At 37.0% G+C, this 18,621-nt stretch carries 21 protein-coding genes and 1 pseudogene; 17 read left to right on the top strand and 5 right to left on the bottom strand.

Features of this window, described 5'->3' with window-relative positions:
• The first annotated feature begins 11 nt into the window (after window positions 1-11).
• The 9 genes from kdpC (at window position 12) to BR30_RS0126020 (ending at window position 8,727) form a co-directional block, all read left to right on the top strand.
• Entirely contained in the window at window positions 12-563 is a 552-nt protein-coding gene (gene kdpC / locus BR30_RS0126050) for a potassium-transporting ATPase subunit KdpC (RefSeq protein WP_197032408.1), read from the top strand.
• Between the two features lie 188 nt (window positions 564-751).
• Window positions 752-3,097 carry a universal stress protein gene (locus BR30_RS38560; protein ID WP_026567585.1) on the top strand — a complete coding sequence of 782 codons (2,346 nt, stop codon included), beginning with the start codon at window positions 752-754 and terminating at the stop codon, window positions 3,095-3,097.
• A 21-nt stretch (window positions 3,098-3,118) separates the two neighbouring features.
• On the top strand, window positions 3,119-3,532 hold the full coding sequence (locus tag BR30_RS0126040) for a CBS domain-containing protein (RefSeq protein WP_026567584.1): 414 nt from the start codon (window positions 3,119-3,121) through the stop codon (window positions 3,530-3,532).
• Window positions 3,533-3,793: 261 nt separating this feature from the next.
• The gene (locus BR30_RS38935) at window positions 3,794-4,000 is read left to right on the top strand and encodes a potassium-transporting ATPase subunit C (RefSeq protein WP_269320649.1); all 207 of its coding nucleotides are present in this window, start codon (window positions 3,794-3,796) and stop codon (window positions 3,998-4,000) included.
• A complete protein-coding gene (locus tag BR30_RS38930; RefSeq protein ID WP_442853003.1) occupies window positions 3,969-4,262 on the top strand; it encodes a potassium-transporting ATPase subunit C in 294 nt (97 codons plus the stop codon). The genes BR30_RS38935 and BR30_RS38930 overlap by 32 nt, the downstream gene beginning before the upstream one ends.
• A 19-nt stretch (window positions 4,263-4,281) precedes the next feature.
• Window positions 4,282-6,960 (top strand): sensor histidine kinase, encoded by a 2,679-nt coding sequence (locus BR30_RS0126035; protein ID WP_197032416.1) that lies wholly within the window; start codon window positions 4,282-4,284, stop codon window positions 6,958-6,960.
• 52 nt (window positions 6,961-7,012) lie between these two features.
• Window positions 7,013-7,714 (top strand): response regulator, encoded by a 702-nt coding sequence (locus BR30_RS0126030; RefSeq protein ID WP_026567582.1) that lies wholly within the window; start codon window positions 7,013-7,015, stop codon window positions 7,712-7,714.
• A 330-nt stretch (window positions 7,715-8,044) separates the two neighbouring features.
• Window positions 8,045-8,389, top strand: a complete 345-nt coding sequence (locus tag BR30_RS0126025; RefSeq protein WP_026567581.1) for a PadR family transcriptional regulator — start codon at window positions 8,045-8,047, stop codon at window positions 8,387-8,389.
• Window positions 8,386-8,727 (top strand): DUF1048 domain-containing protein, encoded by a 342-nt coding sequence (locus BR30_RS0126020; protein WP_026567580.1) that lies wholly within the window; start codon window positions 8,386-8,388, stop codon window positions 8,725-8,727. Before BR30_RS0126025 ends, BR30_RS0126020 begins: the two co-directional genes overlap by 4 nt.
• A 97-nt stretch (window positions 8,728-8,824) precedes the next feature.
• Here BR30_RS0126020 and BR30_RS0126015 read toward each other — a convergent pair whose 3' ends face one another.
• Window positions 8,825-10,786, bottom strand: a complete 1,962-nt coding sequence (locus BR30_RS0126015) for an ABC transporter permease (protein ID WP_026567579.1) — start codon at window positions 10,784-10,786, stop codon at window positions 8,825-8,827.
• Entirely contained in the window at window positions 10,783-11,529 is a 747-nt protein-coding gene (locus BR30_RS0126010) for an ABC transporter ATP-binding protein (RefSeq protein WP_026567578.1), read from the bottom strand. Before BR30_RS0126010 ends, BR30_RS0126015 begins: the two co-directional genes overlap by 4 nt.
• Before the next feature lie 336 nt (window positions 11,530-11,865).
• On the opposite strand from BR30_RS0126010, the gene purT reads away from it, so the two are divergent.
• The gene (purT, locus tag BR30_RS0126005) at window positions 11,866-13,044 is read left to right on the top strand and encodes a formate-dependent phosphoribosylglycinamide formyltransferase (protein WP_026567577.1); all 1,179 of its coding nucleotides are present in this window, start codon (window positions 11,866-11,868) and stop codon (window positions 13,042-13,044) included.
• Between the two features lie 173 nt (window positions 13,045-13,217).
• Here purT and BR30_RS0126000 read toward each other — a convergent pair whose 3' ends face one another.
• Window positions 13,218-13,400, bottom strand: a complete 183-nt coding sequence (locus BR30_RS0126000) for a YolD-like family protein (RefSeq protein ID WP_026567576.1) — start codon at window positions 13,398-13,400, stop codon at window positions 13,218-13,220.
• 182 nt (window positions 13,401-13,582) lie between these two features.
• On the opposite strand from BR30_RS0126000, the gene BR30_RS0125995 reads away from it, so the two are divergent.
• Window positions 13,583-13,903 carry a ribonuclease E inhibitor RraB gene (locus BR30_RS0125995; RefSeq protein ID WP_026567575.1) on the top strand — a complete coding sequence of 107 codons (321 nt, stop codon included), beginning with the start codon at window positions 13,583-13,585 and terminating at the stop codon, window positions 13,901-13,903.
• A gap of 169 nt (window positions 13,904-14,072) precedes the next feature.
• On the opposite strand, the gene BR30_RS0125990 is transcribed toward BR30_RS0125995, so the two are convergent.
• On the bottom strand, window positions 14,073-15,284 hold the full coding sequence (locus BR30_RS0125990) for an MFS transporter (RefSeq protein ID WP_026567574.1): 1,212 nt from the start codon (window positions 15,282-15,284) through the stop codon (window positions 14,073-14,075).
• A 224-nt stretch (window positions 15,285-15,508) separates the two neighbouring features.
• On the opposite strand from BR30_RS0125990, the pseudogene BR30_RS38545 reads away from it, so the two are divergent.
• The 6 genes and pseudogenes from BR30_RS38545 to BR30_RS0125970 form a co-directional block, all read left to right on the top strand.
• Window positions 15,509-15,586: pseudogene (locus tag BR30_RS38545) on the top strand (GNAT family N-acetyltransferase); the annotation flags it as partial.
• Window positions 15,587-15,625: 39 nt separating this feature from the next.
• On the top strand, window positions 15,626-16,057 hold the full coding sequence (locus BR30_RS34580) for a GNAT family N-acetyltransferase (RefSeq protein ID WP_269320653.1): 432 nt from the start codon (window positions 15,626-15,628) through the stop codon (window positions 16,055-16,057).
• Between the two features lie 33 nt (window positions 16,058-16,090).
• A complete protein-coding gene (locus tag BR30_RS38195; protein WP_231507813.1) occupies window positions 16,091-16,333 on the top strand; it encodes a hypothetical protein in 243 nt (80 codons plus the stop codon).
• Window positions 16,243-16,635, top strand: a complete 393-nt coding sequence (locus BR30_RS35430; protein ID WP_331280816.1) for a DUF6155 family protein — start codon at window positions 16,243-16,245, stop codon at window positions 16,633-16,635. Before BR30_RS38195 ends, BR30_RS35430 begins: the two co-directional genes overlap by 91 nt.
• Window positions 16,636-16,737: 102 nt before the next feature.
• A complete protein-coding gene (locus BR30_RS0125975; protein ID WP_026567573.1) occupies window positions 16,738-17,190 on the top strand; it encodes a hypothetical protein in 453 nt (150 codons plus the stop codon).
• Between the two features lie 162 nt (window positions 17,191-17,352).
• Window positions 17,353-17,802, top strand: coding sequence for a DinB family protein (locus BR30_RS0125970; RefSeq protein WP_026567572.1), 450 nt, complete (start codon window positions 17,353-17,355; stop codon window positions 17,800-17,802).
• 423 nt (window positions 17,803-18,225) lie between these two features.
• On the opposite strand, the gene BR30_RS0125965 is transcribed toward BR30_RS0125970, so the two are convergent.
• Window positions 18,226-18,582 (bottom strand): hypothetical protein, encoded by a 357-nt coding sequence (locus tag BR30_RS0125965; protein WP_231507812.1) that lies wholly within the window; start codon window positions 18,580-18,582, stop codon window positions 18,226-18,228.
• Window positions 18,583-18,621 lie beyond the last annotated feature (39 nt).

Genomic DNA, 18,621 nt, shown 5'->3' with positions numbered 1-18,621 from the left:
GGTGAGTAATAATGTTAAAAAATTTACGAATCAGCCTTGTATTATTAATTATTTGTGGTCTAGCCTATCCTATGGCTGTTACGGGCCTTTCAGCCTTGACCATGCCGGCTAAGGCTGAAGGGAGCTTAATAGAAAGTAATGGAGAGGTAGTTGGTTCGAAATTAATCGGTCAGATGTTCAAGGATCCTAAATATTTCAGCGGACGAGTTTCTTCTATTGAATACAACGCAGCTGGATCCGGATCTGGGAATTACGCCCCTTCAAATAAAGATATGATTGAACGCACAAAAAAAGATATCGAGGCTTTTCTTGCAGCTAATCCGGATGTAAAGAAAGAAGATATACCTGCAGATTTATTGACAAATTCAGGATCGGGTCTTGACCCACACATTTCGCCTTTAGCAGCAGAAATCCAAGTTCCGCGAATTGCTAAGGAAAGAGGGATTGAAGAAGAAGATCTTTATCGATTAATAAAAGTAAAAACAGAAGGCCGCCAATTAGGAATCTTTGGTGAGCCTAGGGTGAACGTTTTGGAATTAAATATGGCTCTTGATCAATTATGATGGAAACTAGGTGAAACCCTTTGAAAACATTCAGTGATATTTTAGGGTTTATAACTCCATTTTTGGTACTTTTCATATTAATCTTTATAGACATATTAAAAAAGAAAAATGATGAGTGAGCTAAAATAGTTAGAATAAAGGAGAGAAGATATCTCTCCTTATTGTTTGTTAGGCATGGAGGTGCTGGAATGAGGGAAGAGGGATTCCGGAAAAAAACACCTGAGGAAATTTTATTATCCATACAAAAAATCCGAAGAGGCCATTTAAAAATAATCCTTGGAGCAGTAAGCGGTTCGGGCAAAACCTATCACATGCTGCAGGAAGGAAATGTCTTGAAAAAACGAGGAATCGATGTGGTCATTGGCATTGTAAGTACTTCCAATCGTCCCAAAACAATAGAACAAATTGGGTGTTTAGAAATCATACCTTCCATAGCATGTACAAACAAAGGGGAAGTGAGATATGACCTGGATGTGGATGCAATCATCGCACGAAATCCAGAAGTTGTATTAGTCGATGCATTAGCTCATCGCAATCGGCCAGATGCTCAGAGGCCAACGCGCTTTGACGACATTAACTATCTCTTAAATAGAAAAATAAGTGTGATTACCACGGTCAATATTTATGAGCTTGAGGGGATGAAGGGAATAGCAGACAAAATGACTGGGGGAAAGGTGAAAGTCCATTGCATTGTCCCTGAAGATACGCTAGCTCAAGCGGACGAAGTTAAGCTGTTAGATGTAACCCCCGAAGTGATTCTAACAAGGCTTCAAGAAGGAGACATCAAGGTAGATTATGAGGAAAAGCGAGGGAGAGATAAACTCTTTCATCGGAGCAATCTCACCGTCCTGCGTGAACTCGCTCTTCGTTTTTTTGCGGGCGAGGTCAATGATGCACTTGATGAATATAGAGAAAAGCATGGAATGATCGGTCCGTCTGGGGCATCGGAAAAAATTTTAGTGACAGTGCAGTACCATTGGAATGGATCGATCCTGATTAGACGCGGCCAGCAAATTGCGAAAAGATTAGGTGGAGAGCTGCTGGTTGTTTGTTTTGCAAATAAAAATTTATCCAAGGACGAACTCACTTTCAAAAGATCTATTATGAAATTGGTTGAAAAGGTTGGAGGAGAGTTTCAGGAACTACCGTTGGAACGCGAAGCGGTTTCAGATCAAATCGTGCAATTTGCAACAGAACATAATGTGACTCGGATTGTAATGGGACAATCGAAACGGACTCGCTGGGAAGAAATTGTATATGGGTCGATTATTAATAAAATACTTCGAAAGACGAGAAATATAGATGTGTTTATTGTGGCAGACCGGGCGGAAAAAGATGGTGAACGTGTTATCCCGACAAAACAAATGAAGGAAGAGGAAGGTGGATTAAATCCATATCGTCGCCTCACGTTTAAAGAATTGGAGGAGAAAATAAATAAAATTAATCGTGGTAAGTTAAAGGTGTATATTGGAGCCGCTCCAGGGGTTGGAAAAACTTACACCATGCTGCGGGAAGCCAATGAATTAAAGAAAAAGGGCATTGATATTATTATAGGCTTATTAGAAACCCATGGAAGGAAAGAAACGCTCGAACAAGTCGGCTCCCTAGAGATCATTCCTAGGAAAATCATTCCCTATAAAGGAACAAAATTAGAGCAAATGGACACCGAAGCGATTTTAAAGCGTAATCCTGAAGTCGTGTTAGTTGATGAGCTGGCTCATACCAATGTGCCTGGAAGTAAGTATTCCAAACGATATGTGGATGTAGAGGAGATTTTAAGAGCTGGTATTTCTGTAATATCTACCATGAATATTCAACATTTAGAAAGTTTGAATGACAGTGTGGAGCAAATTACAGGTGTAAGGGTTCGGGAAACCGTGCCAGATCACATTCTAAGAACAGCAGATGAAATTGAATTAATCGATATCTCTCCCAAGTCATTGCGCGAACGTATGAAAGAAGGTCGCATTTATGCAGCCGCTAAAGTGGAGCAGGCGCTGAATAACTTTTTTAAAACCGGTAATCTTATAGCACTAAGGGAACTGGCCTTACGAGAGGTAGCTGATGATGTGGATGAACGTCTCGAGGCATTTGAAAGGAAACGAAACTTAAGGGGACCATGGCGAAAGCAGGAAGTGATTTTTGTTTGTACCAACCTGAGACATGACAGTGAAAGGCTGATTCGGCGCGGGTTTCGGATTGCATACCGTTTGAAAGCCACCTGGTATGTTTCCTATGTGAAAGACCATCATCCATTATCCCCTGAAGAGGAGCAAGTGTTTATTAAGATCCGGCAGTTGACAGAACGGCTTGGAGGGATATTTGTAATGTATGAAACTAAGGGTCGGCGTCATGTCTTTAAAAAACTGGTTAGCGAAATGAATGAAAAACAAGCAACTCAAGTCATTATTGGCCAATCTGCACGAACTCGGTGGGAGGAGATTGTGAAAGGTTCTGTTTTTCAAAGATTGCTAAGACAGGTACGGCATATGGATGTATTGGTGGTAGCAGACCAGCAAAACCAGAGATTGTAATTACGGAAGGAAAGAACGAAGATGAACATTGCATTTTTTCTTTTACCTAAATCAGAAGTAGTCCATCTAAACTATAAATGCACAATGAGACAAGCATTAGAAAAGATGGAGTTTCATAGATATTCAGCCATTCCTTTAATAAATGATGATGGTAAATATGCAGGTACTTTAACAGAAGGTGATTTGCTTTGGAAGTTAAAAAATACTCCACATTTAGATTTTGAACATACCAATCACGTCAGGATTGAAGAAATCCCGCTCCATTTACAAAACAAAGCAATATCCATAAATGAAGAAATGGAGGCTATCATCTCTAGAGCGATGGAACAAAACTTTGTCCCTGTTGTTGATGACAAAGGTATTTTTATAGGGATCATTAGAAGGAGAGAAATTATTGAATATTGTGCAAGAAATTTTTTAATTAAGAACAATTAATGGATTTTTCTTGATAAAAATTTTTCATCAATTTTAAGAAAACGCTGTTGGAATCACTAACAGCGTTTTTCCCAGGTATTTAATTTTGTAAATTTCACAATGAGATATCGAAGGGATTATTCGACATCGTTGCAATCAAACTGATAGATATGATTCTGACCGTAAGCGGTCTTTTGTGAGGTGGTAGTGATGACTAACATATCAAAAACATTTAGACCAGCATTGTTTATTTTTATTACATTGACAATTCTTTGTTGAGTTGTGTATACGTGTGTAGTAACTGGAATTGCTCAACTAATATTCCCAAACCAATCAAATGGAAGCATTGTCACGGTTACATTAAAAGATGGAACAAAGAAAGACGTAGGTTCCGAATTAATTGCACAAAAATTTACTGAACCAAAATATTTAATTGGGAGATTAATGGGTACAACAAATCTTTCTAAAACTTGTCCAAGAGCGAATTGATTGGTGGCATAAATTTGATCCAGACAACAAATCTGATATCCCGATGGATATAGTTACAGCTTCAGGTAGTGGATGCGATCCATATATTTCACCTGCAGCAGCAGAATATCAGGTGTCAAGAATTGCAAAAACAAGAGGAATAAGTGAAGATAAAGTTAGAAAAATTATCAATCAATATACTACAGACAGATTTCTCGCATTTATTGGAGAACCTGGAATAAATGTTTTAAAGGTAAATATAGCGCTTGATGGTCTACTATAAAGGATTGTGATTTCGTATGATGCAAGAAGATAAACGTCCAAATCCGGATAAGCTTTTAGATGACATACTTGAACAACAAAAGAAAGTTGGTAAACTAAAAATCTTCTTTGGCTATGCAGCAGGTGTAGGAAAAACCTATTCGATGTTAGACGAGGCAAGAGAACATTTTGGCAATGGTGTTGATGTCTTAATAGGATATGTTGAACCGCATACGAGACCAGAGACCACGCAACTTCTTGAAGGTTTGTCAATGTTACCTTCGAAAAAGATTTCTTATAAAAACATAGAGCTCAAGGAGTTTGACTTAGATGCAGCTTTAATCAGGAAGCCTGAACTCATTTTAGTGGATGGGCTTGCTCATACTAATGCTAATGGTCTTCGTAACAAGAAACGATATCAGGACATTGAGGAACTTTTGAATGCTGGTATAAATGTATATACAACCGTAAATGTCCAACATATTGAAAGCTTGAACGATATTGTTCAAGATATAACAAAAATTACTGTAAGAGAAACTGTACCAGATACCTTTTTTGATCGCGCAGATTCCGTAAAACTAATTGATATTGATCCTGTAGAATTATTAAAACGATTTGAAGAAGGAAAAATATATAGCCCTGACAGAGTTGCAATAGCTATTAATAACTTTTTTACAGTGGAAAATCTTCGACTTTTACGTGAGATAGCCATGCGGAAAGTTGCGGATAGAATCAGCCATGAGAACCTGAATACACGACGTAGTTTCGCTAAAATGGCCAATACAAAACTTTTAGTTTGTATTGGTCCCTCTCCCTCGTCAGCGAAATGCATTAGATGGACTGCGAGGACGGCTGAAGCATTTCATGCACCTTGGGTAGCTGTTTATGTAGAAAATATGGATAGTGGTCGATTTACAGAACAGCAACAAAAAACGCTTAGGATGAATATGGATTTAGCAGAGAAATTAGGTGCTGAAATTGTAACAATTAATGGAGACAATATTGCAACAGCTGTTGCAGAATATGCAATGCTATCAGGTATCACGAATATTGTGATTGGTAAGAGTCGAAATAAGAAATCATTTAAGAACGTCTTTGAAATGGATTTTGAAGACCAGCTTATATCGCTTTTACCAAGTTTGGAGATTCATATCATTCCTGATAGTAACACACCCCGGACTTATAGAAAAACGAGAAGATTTCATCTTAGTAGTCAAGTACAGTTTTTTTGGAGAGATGCTCTTAAGTCTATTGTATTATTAATGTTAGCAACTATTGTTTCAATTGAACTTCGTGCGCTTGGAATCGGTGAACAAAATGTGATAATGGTTTATATACTGTCGGTACTCGTTATCTCTAGAATCACAATAGGGTATCTCTATGGTATAGTTTCTTCATTTTTAAGTGTTCTAGCATTTAATTTCTTTTTTACTGTACCTTATTACACATTTAATGCTATTCAAGCAGGATATCCAGTTACCTTTTTCATTATGTTGTTAGTCGCATTGTTTGCAAGTGCTTTGACGGTTCGTATTAAAACACAAGCAAGACTTGCTGTAGAAAGAGAGCGTCGGACAGAGGTTCTTTATGAAATAAACAAAAAGTTGTTAGCTGCCAGAGGGCTTGATAGTATTGTGAATCTGACAAATGAATATGTAGTTAAACTGTTTAAACGAACAGTAATTTTTTATACAGAAGATCCCGAAAACGGGACAATAGGATACTTGAAGCAATTTTCAGAAGAGATAAAGGACGATATTTTACAATCTGAGAGTGAAAAAGCAGTCGCACATTGGGTATTTGTCAACCACAAACCGGCTGGAGCTGGAACTGACACACTAATGGGAGCAAAAGCTTATTATTTTCCTGTTGTATCACAAAAAAAGATACTTGGTGTAATGGGAATATCCTGTAAAAAAAACTCTCTCGATCATGATGATCGTCTTTTTTTACAAATGATTACTGCACAAGTAGCAATGGCCTTAGAACGCCAGTATTTATCAGATGAACAGCGCATAATTCTGGTAGAATCTGAAAAAGAGAAAATGAGAAGTAATCTATTGCGCGCAATCTCACATGATTTAAGAACACCCCTAACAGCTATTCTAGGTGCGAGTTCTGCCATTCTCGAAAATCAAGCATCCTTTGATGAGTCTACAAAAAACAATTTGATTGCGAACATAATAGAAGATTCCCAATGGTTAATTCGAATGGTAGAAAACTTGTTGTCTGTAACACGAATCCATGAAGGAACAATGAATGTTTCCAAATCACCGGAGGCTGCTGAGGAAATTGTTGCAGAAGCAGTAAGTCGAATTAGAAAGAGATTTCCAGAGAGCGATATTTCTGTAAAGGTACCTAATGAACTTTTAATTGTTCCCATGGATGGCACATTAATTGCACAGGTCCTGATTAATCTTCTTGAAAATGCGGTCAAACATTCACAAAACAATACAGCAATTGATGTAAATGTGAAAAAGAATAAGAATTATGCAGTAATTGAGGTAATTGATAACGGAGAAGGAATTGCTGCTGAAGATTTACCATATTTATTTACAAGTTTTGTACCAAATGGAAAGAAAAGTGCCGATTCATCAAGAGGGATGGGAATAGGACTTTCCATCTGTATGTCGATTATTAAGGCACATCAAGGTAAAATGAGTGCAGAAAATCGAAAGTCAGGTGGAGCAGTATTCAGATTTTCTTTACCACTATCATAACAATTAAATCAGGTTCAGAAATAACAGGTAAGCTAAAGAAGGGCTGTGTAAAATGGTGTATAAAACTTTGATTTTAATCGTTGAAGATGAAGCAGGTATAAGCAATTTTATTTCTGCTATATTAACTTCTAATCATTATCAAATCATAAAAACTAAAAAGGGAAATGAAGCCATTTCAATGATGGCTTCTCATTCGCCTGATTTAATTTTGTTGGACTTAGGATTGCCAGATATTGATGGAATCGAGGTTTTAAGAGCTATTAGACAATGGAGCGAGGTGCCTATTATTGTTGTATCAGCTCGTGGTCATGAACGGGAAAAAGTAGAAGCGCTTGACCTAGGTGCGGATGATTATATTACAAAACCATTTGGCACTTCAGAGTTGCTTGCTCGAATTCGGACTGCTATTAGGCGAAATAAGAAAGCTATAGAAAGTGATGATCAAAGTCTCAAAAAGTTTTGCGTTGGAGAATTTGAAATCGATTTTGAGAAACGAAAAGTTCTTATCCAAGGGAAGGAAGTTCATTTTACTCCAATTGAATACAAAATCATTACTTTGCTTTCTGAGCATGCTGGCAAAGTGTTAACACATGACTTTATCATTAAAAAAATATGGGGACCCTACAACAATGAAACGCAAGCATTACGAGTCAATATGGCAAATATCCGCAGAAAATTAGAATCAAATCCTGCTGAGCCAAAATACATTCTAACTGAAATAGGTGTTGGGTATAGAATGATAGAAAGCATTTAAAACAAGCTATGAAAATAACTTGTTTTTTTGCTTTTGAAAAAATAACACAAAGAGGCTATCGGGAAATGGGAATAAACTATGAATTACAAATTTATTTAGATCTTCTTGAGAATAATCACATGTCTGGCTAAAGTCTAAGCTGTCAAATTTTATAAAAACACCTTTGAAGCCGTAAAAACGGGCTCTTTTGACGTAAAGTTTTATTGACAAAAGATACTATTTAGTAATACTATATACTAGTAGTAAGTAACACTGAATATAAGTAACACAAAATACCCGTGTTACAGAGTACTAAAAAAATATAAGTAAAATATAAATGGAGGTAAAAAATTGGAAAATATCACTGAAATGCTGAAAGGGGTGCTTGAGGGGTGTGTGCTTGAAATCATCAGCCGTGGCGAAACTTACGGATATGAAATCACTCAACAGCTGCGAGAACTTGGCTTCATTGATGTGGTTGAGGGCACAGTTTATACGATTACCATGCGGCTAGAGAAAAACAATCTGGTGGACATCGAGAAAAAGCCATCCACTATAGGACCGCCGAGAAAATTTTACACACTGAACTCAGATGGTCAAGAGCATCTTAAGATATTTTGGAAAAAATGGAATTTCGTTTCAAGTAAAATTAACGAACTCAAAACTAATAAAATCAAAAGGAGAGAAGTAAAATGAATATTTTTGAAAAAATTATCGGAAGTCTGGATGACAAGCGGGAATGGAGGGCGATGGAGGCGCGCGCGAAGGCACTTCCAAGTGAGTACCGCAAACCTTACAAAGCTATGCAAAAATATATGTGGACTGCTGGTGGTGGTCCCACCGACTGGAAGGACAGCAGCCGTATCTTTAACGGCATTCTCGATTTCTTCGAGGAAGGTGCAGCGGAAGGCAAGAAAGTCACTGACCTTACAGGCGAGGACGTTGCTGCTTTCTGCGACGACCTAGTGAAGGATGAGCAAACTTGGAAGGATAAGTATCGCAAGAAGTTGAACGATAACATCGGGATGCTTTAGTTGAAGAAGAAAGGACATAACATATTAGTCATATAAAATATGTTATGTCCTTTATTTTATTTAACTTTTTTTAATTTAGGACTTGATAACATACCACTCACCGTGTGTTTTTTTCGCTGATAATTTTGTAGTAAATCGATGTTGATGAGAGGTAAAAGATTAGATAAGTGAATACATATAATCCCATGACGGAAAAGATAATTGTCGTTAAGGAAGGTAAATCTTTTATAATTAGGATGACGGTATAGTATAAAAGATACCAACTGTGTACCAATCCAAGTATGAGTGGCGGTAAGAATACGAACAGTAATTGCTTCCGAATAATCTCTTTTATTTCTTTATTGTCAACTCCCATTTTTCGTAGAATTGCGTAGTGTTCTCGCTCCTCTGTAGCTTCGCGCAGCTGTTTAAAGTAAATGACACTTCCTAAAGCAAACAAGGCGATGACGGCAAAAAACGCAACGGAGAACAATACTAAAGACGACGACTCTGTATTAAGGGAATACGAATCTATATAGGCTGAATAATAGGCTCCTTCTGTTTTCATCACGATATCGTAAATGTTTCGTGATACGTCATTGGCTGTCTTCGGATCTTTGATTTGATAAATTTCATAGGAAGAAAGGGTTCGATTTTCTTTTAATGACGCAAATGATTCGTCTGAAATCACGAGAACAGAAGGTTGCGGACCGGTTGACTCTTCACTCGGACTCGTTGGGACACTTAATAACGGGTAGCGGATTTTTTCGACCACATGAAATGTATGTTCTTCTAAAACGGTTATTTCAGGCTGATGACTCTTATACTTTGTCGGTTCATCTAATCCTCTTGTTAAAAGAATGGCTTCTTCACCTTCTAAATCCACCTTTTCACCAACTCCGCGTAAATCAACAATTGCTTTTAATTGTGACTCAGGGAAAAGGTAAAACTCCTCTGTGTAATATTCAGGATAGCTAAAAAACGGTTTTCGATTTGGGATTTTTTCGGTTTGAATTCCCGTAATGGTTTCATGACCAATAATTGGATGTGAGTCATTCATCATTTCTTCCATTTGTTTTTGTGTTTCAGCATCTTGCGTCGAAAAGGCAAAATGGTTTGGATATTCTTTTTTTACCACGTCAGCTTTCACGGCATAATCTACTGCAATAAAACCAACCGCAAAGATAATAACAGCACTAATTAGTGAATTAAACGTAAAGTTTATTGTATTTCCTCGGATAGAAAAGCGAAGGGAGGAAATCCATAACATTTTGTTGCCAATCAAGTAATTTTTCCTATGACTCATTTTTTGTAAAACCCAACCGGAAAACTGGCGGAAAAATAAATAAGTCCCAACAATCAATGCTGCAGTTGTCGCAATTAATGTTTCCTTTTTATGCTCTTTCCATATGTCTGTATCTCCCGAAAGAGTAATCGTGTAATAGGATCCTACTATTAGTATGATTGACAATAGTGCCAAGCCAAAAGAAAATTTAAACGGTTTGTCCATTTTTTCTTTTGCATGAAATAATTCAACTAGCTGCACACGACGGACGTTAAAATAACTTTGAATTGTAATGATAACGACTAATAAAGCGAATAACAGAATAGTTGAGACGATTGCTTCCAGGGGAAAAGCAAAAGAAATGTCCTCATTGTAGTGCATTAAGTTCATTAATACTGCACCGAAAAATTTCGATAGTAATCCTCCGATTAAGATACCACAGGATACAGAAATGGCGCTCAAGAATAACGTTTCAAAAAAAATCATTGTTGCAACTTGTCTTTCTTTCATCCCGTAAAGTAAATACATGCCAAATTCTTTTTTTCGCTGCTTCATAAAAAAGGAGTTCGCGTACAAAATAAAGAACACAATAAACAAAAAGACGGTAACCGAGGCAATGGAAATAACCATTTTATAGTTTTCTTTATTTTGAATGGCTTCTACTACGTCCTTATTATACGTTAAACCGGAAAAGGTAAAGTAAATGACAACCCCGACAAGCATGGAAATGAAATAGATGATATACAAACGGAAGTTCCGCTTCATATTCCTCCATGATAAATCAATTAAGTTCATCGCTTGTCACTCCCTATAACACTTTGAATCATTAAGAGTTTATCGAAGAATTCTTTTTCCGATTGTTCTCCTTTAAACATTTCATTGACGATTTTTCCGTCACGAAGAAAAATTACACGCTGGCAATAACTCGCAGCATACGGATCGTGGCTAATCATCAGAACCGTTGTATTAAATGTTTGATTGAGTAATTGAATTTGTTCTAAAAGTTGAGTGGCAGATCGGGAATCAAGTGCACCCGTCGGCTCATCAGCAAAGACAATCGCTGGATTGGTAATAAGCGCCCGCGCTGCAGCCGTGCGCTGCTTTTGCCCGCCGGAAATTTCAGACGGATACTGATGTAAGATCGTTTCAATATTCAACGCTTCAATCAATTTTGCTAGTCGCTGCTCCATTTCCACAACAGGTGTTTTTTGTAACGAGAGCGGCAGCAGAATATTTTCTTTCACCGTTAATGTATCAAGTAAGTTGTAATCTTGAAAAATAAATCCCATTCGTTTTTGGCGGAATTCCCGTAAGGCTTTCTTTTTCAAATTTAACATTGATTTTCCCTCAATCCAAACATCCCCGCCGTTGAAGGTGTCAATTGTTGAGAGGGTATTCATTAATGTCGTCTTCCCAGAGCCGGATGGCCCCATAATCGCGGTGAATTCCCCTTTTTCAATTGTCAAATCAATATTTTTTAAGACTTGTGTCTTACCGTAAGATTTAGATAGGTTTTTTGTTTTTATAATCGTAGTCATTGTGTATTCCTCCTTCACCACCTTACTTTACTGGCTAATGTGTCCGCCCAACCATCGATTTATCAAATTCTAAAGTGACATTTTTGTCATGTTGAGTGAAGAACCGACCAATTTTATATTCGTTTTACGCTAAAACTCATTAAAAAGAAGGATTACCAAAAGGATTTAAAATGATGTGCTGTTATTAGGTATTGTAAGCGTGAATCACTTTGTGGTTAACGAATGATAAATATTTTATAATAAATAAATGTTCGTACTTTAATCTATTTTTCTATTGATATTCCGAAGGGATATACGTTATTATAGCTAAAAAGCAAACAATTAGGAGTGGATAAGATGTTTAGTTCCTCAAATTCTAGCAAACCGAAGAAAGTGATGTTACTTGGTTCGGGAGAGCTCGGAAAAGAGACGATTATCGAGGCTCAGCGACTGGGTATGGTGACGATTGCTGTTGACCGTTATGAAAATGCCCCAGCCATGCAGGTAGCCGATCATTCTTATGTAGTCGATATGCTCGATGGAGTAGAGCTGCGAAGAGTTATCGAACTAGAAAAGCCAGATTTGGTTGTTCCAGAAATTGAGGCAATCGCAACGGAAACATTAATTGATCTTGAGAACGAAGGTTTCTGCATTGTACCAACGGCCAAATCAACTAACCTGACGATGGATCGAGAAGGAATCCGAAGATTGGCAAGCGAAGAACTGGGAATTCCTACGGCGAAATACGCATTTGCAGACACGTTGGAGGAATTAAGGAGTGCTGTACAAGAAATCGGAATTCCATGTGTAATTAAACCGATTATGAGTTCATCTGGAAAAGGACAAACCATTTGTCGTTCCTTCGAGGATGTTGAAATATCGTGGAATGAGGCAATTTCGGGTGGTAGAGGCAAAAAAGCTCGAGTGATTGTTGAAGAATTTATTCACTTTGATTCCGAAATCACGCTCTTAACGGTTCGTTCTGTCTCAGGAACAACCTATTGTGCCCCAATCGGTCATGTGCAAAAAGATGGGGATTATATTGAATCCTGGCAGCCACATGCCATGTCAGAGGAACAAATAGCAGAAGCGCAGGACATCGCAAAAAAAATCACCGATGCCTTAGGTGGATACGGACTTTTTGGAGTTGAATTATTTCTTTCGGCAAAAGGTGTTTATTTTAGTGAAGTTTCTCCCCGACCACATGATACGGGGATGGTTACTATGGCTACGCAGGATCTTTCCGAGTTTGCCCTGCACATAAGAGCCATTTTGGGTTATCCGATTCCAGGTGTTCAGTTGTTAAAACCTGGCGCTAGTCGGACGATTAAAGCAGAGAAAGAGAGCAAGGAATACCACATTGATGGAGTTGCAGACAGCTTGTCTATCCCAAATACCCAGGTAAGAATCTTTGGAAAGCCTGAAACAAAGGTGGGCCGTCGGATGGCTGTGGTCCTAAGTTCGGGGGAGTCTGTTGAAGAGGCAAGGAGTCGGGCCGAACTAGCCGGGTCAAAAATAAGTATCACGCATAGCTAAATCGCATTTTTGAAAAAGCACATTCCAAAATAGTAGGTGCCTTGGTAGAACATGACCAAGGCATCTTCTTTTTGCCCAAAGTAATAATTTAAGCAAAAAAAATAACCTATGCTAGGTTTAGATATTCCTTAATTCAGCCTTAATAGATGAATACTAGTTGAAACATGAAACAGTTAATAAATATGTCTAACAGATGATAAACGGATGGAGAATAACATTTGTTTTTCATCTTTTAAAGAAAGCAATTGGTCTTTTAGATTGAGGCGATAAACGCGCCCTTTTAAGGTTTGCAAAGCTCCATTTTTATAGTAAACAATCGTAATTAAGCCATTTTGAGTTAATTTTTTTAAGAACATTCATATCCTCCTTTATTTAGTAATGAATTGTACAATACACATTATATAATTCGTATTTTAAGAGAGTATGTAGAAGATGTTAATAATATGTTAAGTCAAGGTGTTGAATTTATAATTTTGTGGAATTGAAATAAGTGAATTATAATGAACAATGAATGTATTAGAATATGGAGGAAAAACCAATGAAATTTCCAAATGATGCGGACGGAGAGGCTTTACAAAGTCTTTATAAAGATGGTGTGAATTTTAAGAAACCACAATCAGTCGAATTTTTTGTGGCCGTGCCTGATCAAGTGACAGGTGAAAAATTATCGCAAGTACTAAAAGGAGAAGGATTCAACTGTTTCCTTGAGCAAGACGACGAAACGGATGAGTGGGCATGTTCTTGCTCGAAAAGAATGCTATTAAATTATAGTGAAATAATTAAAATGCAGAATAAATTAAATGACTTAAGTAAACCACATGGCGGTTATTCTGATGGTTGGGGCGTTTATGTAGATTAAAAAAAATTGGTGGTTCTATTTTATTTTGTTTAGTGCCTATATTTGAATATGAAAGCCCTGGGCCTAATCAATTATTTTGGAAGGTCCTAGGGCTTTTTTGTATTCATTTATCCCAAAACGTTATAAAGTGTAGATCTTGTACAACATTGCGAGTATGCTTCCTTGTTTCTTAAATTCTATGTGGAGAATGCCGTAATGCTCTTATAGAAATGCTGCCTAAACGAATCACTATGATGATAGAAATTATCGTGAGAACTACAATCATGGAGACAACACCATACCAGCCAAAACTACTATAAAATGCACCACTCGCCGTTCCTCCGATACTAGATCCCGCATAATAGAAAAATAAATATAGGGATGATGCTTGGGCTTTGTCATGAGTAGCAATTTGTCCAACCCAACCACTCGCAATCGAATGTCCAGCAAAAAAACCGTACGTAAAAATGGCAATTCCAATTACTTTTAACCATAAAGACGAATTTAACGTCATACATGCCCCGAATAATACAATAATCAAGGACAACATTAATAGTTTTCTTTTGCCGTATTGATCAGCTAGCATACCCATCCAAGTAGAGCTAAATGTTCCAACAATATACACAATAAATATAGAGCCAACTAAGGTTTGACTTAATGAATAAGGTGGAGCCATTAGTTCAAAACCAATGTAGTTATATAACGATACAAAGCATCCCATTAATAGAAATCCAGTTAAAAATAAATAAACGAGACCTGGTTCTTTAAATTGGACAAACAAAGAAGTTGCTAACTTTTTTATTTCAAATTTTCGCGGTTTAAAATGTGTAGATTTCGGTAAAATAGACCAGAAAATAAGGCTAGCAAGTAAACTAATGATTCCAATAATGGCCAATGCTACATGCCAACTAGAATAATCGGTTAAAATTCCACTAATTATTCGACCGCCCATGCCGCCAATGGAGTTCCCGCTAATGTATAACCCCATTGCCAGTCCTAAACTTTTAGGATCAATCTCCTCACCTAAGTAGGCCATCGCAACAGCTGGCAATCCCGCTAATGAAATCCCTTGTAAAATTCTAAATAAGATTAATAGATGAAAATTTGGACTAAATGCTGTTAAAATCGATAGAATCGATGAAGCAAACAAAGAAATAGTCATGACTGGTTTCCGGCCAAATACTTCTGATAAAGAACCAGCAATCAACATACTAATGGCTAAAGCGATGGTAGTAGAGGACAAGCTTAAACTGGATACAGCTGGTGAAATATGAAATTCCTTCACGATTTCCGGTAGTAATGGTTGTGTCCCCCAAAGGATAGCGAATGTATTAAAACCACCGGCAAATAAAGCAATGTTTACCATTTTAAATGTGTGTGTCCCTCGCTGAATATAGTTCATTATTGAAAAATACTCCTTTAGTTGTTGGTTTTATTAATTATCTCTACCTCATCATACTCCTCTTTTTGCATAGGTTCTAATAAAATACATTTAAGAAACTCCAAGTGGTCCCCATTCTAAAAAATGTCAATTACTCCAACGATTGTAGAAAACGTATATAATGAATTTGGACGGTTCATGTGGTCGGACATTTACGGAAAAGGGGATAAAATCAATATGTTAAGTTTTACTTTCCTCCAAACGAAAAACCAGCGGAGGAATTAGTTGCTTACATGAATGATTCAGGTTATAGTATTGGTTTTCTCGAATTGTACGCCATCCAGCCTAAACAATTTCCTTTGGTGATACACGACCCGGATATAGAGGTACAAGGTGTGACGGATAAAAACCTTGAAACTTTTCTTGAATTGCAGTATAAGCATGATTTGGAGTTGGGTTCTGAATTTGCAAATCAAAAAAGAGAATTGGCTAAACGAATTTATGAAGATAAGAATATTCAACAGCTGCTTGCCTATTATAATGGAGTTCCGGCAGGATCAGTAGATGTGATTATTACAGAAGAAACCGCAGAAATTGATGGTTTGGTGGTTGATGAAAACTTTCAGAAAAAAGGAATAGGGAGCAGGCTGCAAAAATTTGTTATGGAGAAATTTTTTGATAAGACCATCATCTTAGTAGCAGATGGTGAAGACACTCCAAGAGAAATGTATAGAAAACAAAACTATCAATATCTTGGCTTTAAATATCATGCACATAAAGTTTATGAAGATTAATTGCAGAGATGAATGTAGTAATGGAGGATTCCTATGAAAATCAAGATTAGTGATTTAAAAAAACAGTTAAACGGATATGAGCAAAAGGAATTGATTGAACTGATCGTAGCTATGTTCAAGTCAAACAAAGAGGTTCAGAACTACTTATCCAGTAAATTTCTAGGGGATGAAGTAATAGAAGTTCTATTTCAACAAACCCAGAAAAAATTGAGAATGAATTTTTTCCGGAAAGAGAATTTGGGAAACTCCAACTCGCGGAGGCTAAAAATGAAATAACCGCTTTTAAAAAGGCAACGAATGATGAGAAACGGACAGTTGACTTAATGCTTTTTTATGTGGAAATGGGTGTGAAATTTACAAATTCATATGGCGATATAAATGAAGGGTTTTACTCTAGTTTAGTGAGAATGTTTGATCAAGTAGCCATGGAATGTGATCAGGATGAAGAATTATATAAAGCATTTTCTTCAAGATTACATAGGATTATCTCTAATGTTGACCGAATTGGTTGGGGGTTCCAGGAAGCTATAATGGAGTCGTATTATTCGATTAATTGGGTTCATGATGAAGATGAGTAGGTTTTTTTATATCTAGAAACAAAAAAGTAGGTTACATAAATGGTTAAGTGAAAGAAATCAACAGAAGTGCGACAATCATTGATGAATAGAGCGGGATGAGTAATGGCAAAAAGTAAGAATAAATCGTGTGGTCCTCCTACAAGGAATCGTTATAATCGCAATGCTAGACTTCAAAATGCGAAGAAATGGGCCGAACAATACAATGGCAAAAATATCGCAAAAGGATACAGCAAATGGTTTGGCGTTGACCTTTTGTGTGCAATTAAGGAACTGGAGATATTAGGATACAAGTTTAAACAATCCTATAAGGAACAGGTGAATCAGTCATTAATCGAAAGGCAAAAACAAAATGGGAGCAATAAACGCGAAAAAGAAATGGAAAAATTATATGATAATGGTTTTGGTTCCTTCTATTTTATTTCAGATTATACATCAAATGGTTTTCAGGATGGAATTTCCTTAGCTGAAATAGAGGGACAAGAGGATCAAGGAAGGAATTTAACGGGCCAGGGCAATATACTACATTTTATTAGTGATGAAGATTTACCTTTTTGAAATATAGTTTCTAGGTATACTAGAATGTTCTTAATTATAAATATAAATAATAAAATAATAGCTTTAATAGTTCCTCACTGCTTAATTGCTCGTTCTCTTTTCCTTTTTTATCATCCATTAAAGCCCATAGGTTTATATTGATTATTTCGTGGAGGCGGTCACATGGAAACAATCCGAAATATGTTTGAGCATTTACAATGGTCTAATCAACGAATTCTTGAAACCTTGCAAAATATGGAAAGGAAGAATGAACAAATAAACAGGCTATTCTCACATATCCTTCTAGCAGAACAGGTGTGGTTTACTCGGCTAAACGGATCAGACAGTTCAAACTTGCCTATATGGGCTGATGTTAGTATAGAATCATGTGTAGAATTGGCTAACCGAAATAATCAAAACTTCAAAGAATTCCTTTCGGGTTTAACTAACCCAGCTCTCGAACAAATCGTTTCGTACAGGAACAGTAAAGGCATAGAGTTTAAGAATTCGGTAAGGGACATCTTGACCCATGTTGCACTTCATGGACAATATCACCGAGGACAGATCAATCAACTTTTAAGAGCGAATGATACCGAGCCTGTTATTTTAGACTATATTATCTTTAGGAGATAGATGTTGGAAATAAAAAGGAGTGTTGCATCGGTGTCAGGCACCATGAAACACTCCTTTTTATTTCGCTCTTTTGTAAAAAATTGTTGCTTCTTAAAATACGCTCATAGAAACACGAGATTTGCTCAGGGAAGGGGTAACTCGTTTAAAAAATCATGAATGTTCAATATTTTAAGTGTAATTTTATACAAAATTTCATTTTTTGTGATCTGACTAGTTCCCATTGAGCTCCTATTTCAGCTTCAACGGTCATTTGTCACTTCCACTACTGCCCGTTGAGCTCCTATTTCAGCTTCAACGGTCATTAGTCGCTTCCACTAGTGACCGTTGAGCTCCTATTTCAGCTTCAACGGTCATTAGTCGCTTCCACTAGTGACCGTTGGGCTTCATTTTCACCCTCAAAGGGCATTAGTCCTCTCTTACTGCTCATTTATTTATAACCACATTATTTACGAAGTCAATCTTTTTAGTCTCCATTTCCATAAGTTTATTCTCCATTTCCATAAGTTTAGTCTTTATTTCTCTTAAAATAAGATAAAGCACCCAAGGGATACCGACTATTAGAAATCCAAATAGCGGTATGGGTTCCCATTCCAGAACGGCGGAGCCTTTTCCTGTTTTTGCATATACCACTTGCGCCACGGTCCAAGTCACGACCCCAAGATAGAGAAAAAGGAGTAAAGGCTGATTTGGTCTAATCGATTTTTCTCCTCTAATTTTTTCTTCAGACATAATGATATCATAGAGCTGGCAATCGTTAAGCGCTAATTTCACAGAGTTCATCACTCCGTCTGGGAATAATCCATCCCAAATATTATGGAG

Source organism: Bacillus sp. UNC41MFS5 (genome assembly GCF_000686805.1).
Note: the sequence above shows the minus strand (reverse complement) of the source record. Positions and strands in the feature narration are given on the sequence as shown.

Bases quoted from the DNA above. Each gene is read 5' to 3' on its own strand.
- kdpC (WP_197032408.1), top strand. From the start codon at position 12: ATGTTAAAAAATTTACGAATCAGCCTTGTATTATTAATTATTTGTGGT.
- BR30_RS38560 (WP_026567585.1), top strand. From the start codon at position 752: ATGAGGGAAGAGGGATTCCGGAAAAAAACACCTGAGGAAATTTTATTA.
- BR30_RS0126040 (WP_026567584.1), top strand. From the start codon at position 3,119: ATGAACATTGCATTTTTTCTTTTACCTAAATCAGAAGTAGTCCATCTA.
- BR30_RS0126035 (WP_197032416.1), top strand. From the start codon at position 4,282: ATGCAAGAAGATAAACGTCCAAATCCGGATAAGCTTTTAGATGACATA.
- BR30_RS0126030 (WP_026567582.1), top strand. From the start codon at position 7,013: ATGGTGTATAAAACTTTGATTTTAATCGTTGAAGATGAAGCAGGTATA.
- BR30_RS0126020 (WP_026567580.1), top strand. From the start codon at position 8,386: ATGAATATTTTTGAAAAAATTATCGGAAGTCTGGATGACAAGCGGGAA.
- BR30_RS0126015 (WP_026567579.1), bottom strand. From the start codon at position 10,786: ATGAACTTAATTGATTTATCATGGAGGAATATGAAGCGGAACTTCCGT.
- BR30_RS0126010 (WP_026567578.1), bottom strand. From the start codon at position 11,529: ATGACTACGATTATAAAAACAAAAAACCTATCTAAATCTTACGGTAAG.
- purT (WP_026567577.1), top strand. From the start codon at position 11,866: ATGTTTAGTTCCTCAAATTCTAGCAAACCGAAGAAAGTGATGTTACTT.
- BR30_RS0126000 (WP_026567576.1), bottom strand. From the start codon at position 13,400: ATGTTCTTAAAAAAATTAACTCAAAATGGCTTAATTACGATTGTTTAC.
- BR30_RS0125995 (WP_026567575.1), top strand. From the start codon at position 13,583: ATGAAATTTCCAAATGATGCGGACGGAGAGGCTTTACAAAGTCTTTAT.
- BR30_RS0125990 (WP_026567574.1), bottom strand. From the start codon at position 15,284: ATGAACTATATTCAGCGAGGGACACACACATTTAAAATGGTAAACATT.
- BR30_RS38195 (WP_231507813.1), top strand. From the start codon at position 16,091: ATGAAAATCAAGATTAGTGATTTAAAAAAACAGTTAAACGGATATGAG.
- BR30_RS0125975 (WP_026567573.1), top strand. From the start codon at position 16,738: ATGGCAAAAAGTAAGAATAAATCGTGTGGTCCTCCTACAAGGAATCGT.
- BR30_RS0125970 (WP_026567572.1), top strand. From the start codon at position 17,353: ATGGAAACAATCCGAAATATGTTTGAGCATTTACAATGGTCTAATCAA.
- BR30_RS0125965 (WP_231507812.1), bottom strand. From the start codon at position 18,582: ATGAACTCTGTGAAATTAGCGCTTAACGATTGCCAGCTCTATGATATC.